General features: G+C 63.1%; 4 protein-coding genes. 1 reads left to right on the top strand and 3 read right to left on the bottom strand.

What is annotated here, in order from left to right:
- Positions 1-227, bottom strand: a 227-nt coding sequence (locus G332_RS13040) for a hypothetical protein (protein ID WP_038059822.1), incomplete at its 3' end; no start/stop codon positions are given.
- A gap of 709 nt (positions 228-936) precedes the next feature.
- On the opposite strand from G332_RS13040, the gene def reads away from it, so the two are divergent.
- Entirely contained in the window at positions 937-1,488 is a 552-nt protein-coding gene (gene def / locus G332_RS0112565) for a peptide deformylase (protein WP_081619816.1), read from the top strand.
- A 108-nt stretch (positions 1,489-1,596) separates the two neighbouring features.
- Here def and G332_RS0112560 read toward each other — a convergent pair whose 3' ends face one another.
- Both G332_RS0112560 and G332_RS0112555 read right to left on the bottom strand, forming a co-directional pair.
- Positions 1,597-1,860 (bottom strand): Txe/YoeB family addiction module toxin, encoded by a 264-nt coding sequence (locus G332_RS0112560; protein WP_019627339.1) that lies wholly within the window; start codon positions 1,858-1,860, stop codon positions 1,597-1,599.
- The gene (locus tag G332_RS0112555; protein WP_019627338.1) at positions 1,853-2,113 is read right to left on the bottom strand and encodes a type II toxin-antitoxin system Phd/YefM family antitoxin; all 261 of its coding nucleotides are present in this window, start codon (positions 2,111-2,113) and stop codon (positions 1,853-1,855) included. The genes G332_RS0112560 and G332_RS0112555 overlap by 8 nt, the downstream gene beginning before the upstream one ends.
- Positions 2,114-2,273: the final 160 nt, after the last annotated feature.

Genomic DNA, 2,273 nt, shown 5'->3' with positions numbered 1-2,273 from the left:
AGGCCGGCGATCCGGTCGGCCTGTTCGGCGACCTCGGCCCGGGCGCTGTCGCGGGCCTCCTCGGTTTCGGCGAGGGTGTCTTGCGTACGCTGGAGTTCGGAGTCGGCCTGGCTCAGGGATTCTTTCAGGCTGGCCTTGCGTTCCTGTAGTTCATCAACGGAGCGGTCCAGCTCCGCAGTGTCGGGAGAGTCCGGGGCTTTGCCGGGTTCATCCGCCCAGGCCGGCACGGTAAACGTCAGTGCGAGTACACATACAGCCAGAAGAGGGGGCCGTATGCGCACTCCGGGACCTTGCTCGGACGGCGCGGGATTACACCAGCAATTGTTCATAATGGTCTCCTGTGGTGGCTAAGAAGGTTGCTCGAGTATCAGGGTTCCGGTCATGTCGCTGTCCACATGGGACGCAGGGGGCATGCTTTTATTGCATGGTCCTGCCGGCTTGCGCCCTGGCTGTGTTCCCGGCGTCCTTCGGTCCATGTGGCACCCGAACCGGTATAGACTGGATTGCCGCGCCATTCCACCGTTCCAACGCGACACTCCACCCGTGACTTCCCGGATCCGGCGCCCGTGCCAGGCTCGTGCTCCTGGCGCCGAACGTCTGGCGCCTGCGCGCGGAGGCGCGGCATAGACAAGGGCAACACAGCACCTGATTGGCAACGAGTGTCCGCCACTCGCCGGGGCGCAGGATGAGAATGCGGATCCCGCATCACCGCTACGCGGCTTCCGGGAGGACCGAGAAGGGGCGGCCGGGGACCCAGGCCCGAACGGCCTTGAGCCTGGCGGACGCTCGTTGCCAATCAGGACGGGCCTTCCAGGTCCGGTCAGGGCCAATCGTTGAAGCCTTGAATGTGCCGCAACCCCTGCAGGCCGAAGATGCCGGAGCCTCGACAGGTGCCAGGTTGCGAACGTTCTTCTTCGCTGTGGCACCATCGATGCCATGAGCGTTCGTCGTATCCTGCGTTTGGGCCACCCCGACCTGCGTCGCGTATGCGACCCGGTGGCCGATAGCGACTTCGGCAGCCCGGGGCTGCAGGCTCTGGTGGACGACCTGGTGGACACCATGCACGCCAGCGAAGGGCTCGGCCTCGCCGCCGCCCAGATCGGCGACACCCGACGCGTGGCGGTGATCGAGATCCAGCCCGGCAACACGCGCTACCCCGATGCCGTACCCACCGGCCGCCTGGTGCTGGTGAACCCGGTGGCCACCGTGCTGGACCCTACGCCGCAACGCTACTGGGAAGGCTGCCTGTCCGTGCCCGGCCTGCGCGGCGAAGTCGCCCGGCCGCGCCACATCGCCGTTGATTACCACGAGCCCGACGGCACGCCCCGCCACCTGAAACCCGAAGGCTTCCTCGCCACCGTGTTCCAGCACGAGATCGACCACCTCGACGGCACCCTGTTCGTTGACCGCGTCACCGACACCACCCGCCTCGCCTTCCTCGACGAATACCGCGAGTTCCACGCCACCGCCTTGCAGGCGCCCTCGTAAACGACTCCCTGCGGGCTATCGGAATTGGCCTGTCTTTGGGCAGCATCCGGCCACGAGGACCGGTCCGTCGAACGCCGACTCAGGCGGCTTGGGGTGACAGCATTGCGCTCAATAGTGGTATCTGCACGAGATGATCGTGATAGACGAATCATCCACCGCATACACAAGACGGTTGGTGTCATCAATCCGACGCGACCAGAAACCCGCCAGGTTCTCCTTGAGGGCTTCCGGCTTGCCGATGCCTTCCAATGGGGACCGTTTCGCGTCTTCTATCAACTTGTTGATACGCTTCAGGGTCTTCTTGTCCTGGCGTTGCCAGTAGAGGTAGTCATTCCATGCTTCGTCGGTCCAGCAAAGCAACCGACTACTCATCCCCACCTACCAACGCACGCTCGGTTGCCTTTCCGGCCTTGTATTGCGTAATGGACCTGTTGAGGTGCTCTGCATTGGCAGGGGAACGCAAAAGATGCACCGTCTCCATCAGGCTGTTGTAGTGATCAAGCGACATGACCACCGCATCCTCCGAATCACGGCGCGTAATCACCGTGGTGTCAGCATCGTTGACCACCCCATCCAGTACGGCCTTGAGACTGTTGCGAGCCTCGGTGAATGAAACAATCTTCATGGCGCTCTCCTGTACCTTGACTTGTACAAGTATAGGCCGGGCGGCCCACAAGCGCACGGGATCGAGGGTCCGGAACCTGTCAACCTGTTTCGGACGCCTCACACGGAGGATAATGTATTTTCCGTCCTCGCCCTGGCTGCGCCCATGGTCGGGAAATTCA

It is taken from the genome of Thioalkalivibrio sp. ALJT (assembly GCF_000381825.1).
In the GTDB taxonomy this organism is placed as follows: Bacteria; Pseudomonadota; Gammaproteobacteria; order Ectothiorhodospirales; family Ectothiorhodospiraceae; genus Thioalkalivibrio.
Note: the sequence above shows the minus strand (reverse complement) of the source record. Positions and strands in the feature narration are given on the sequence as shown.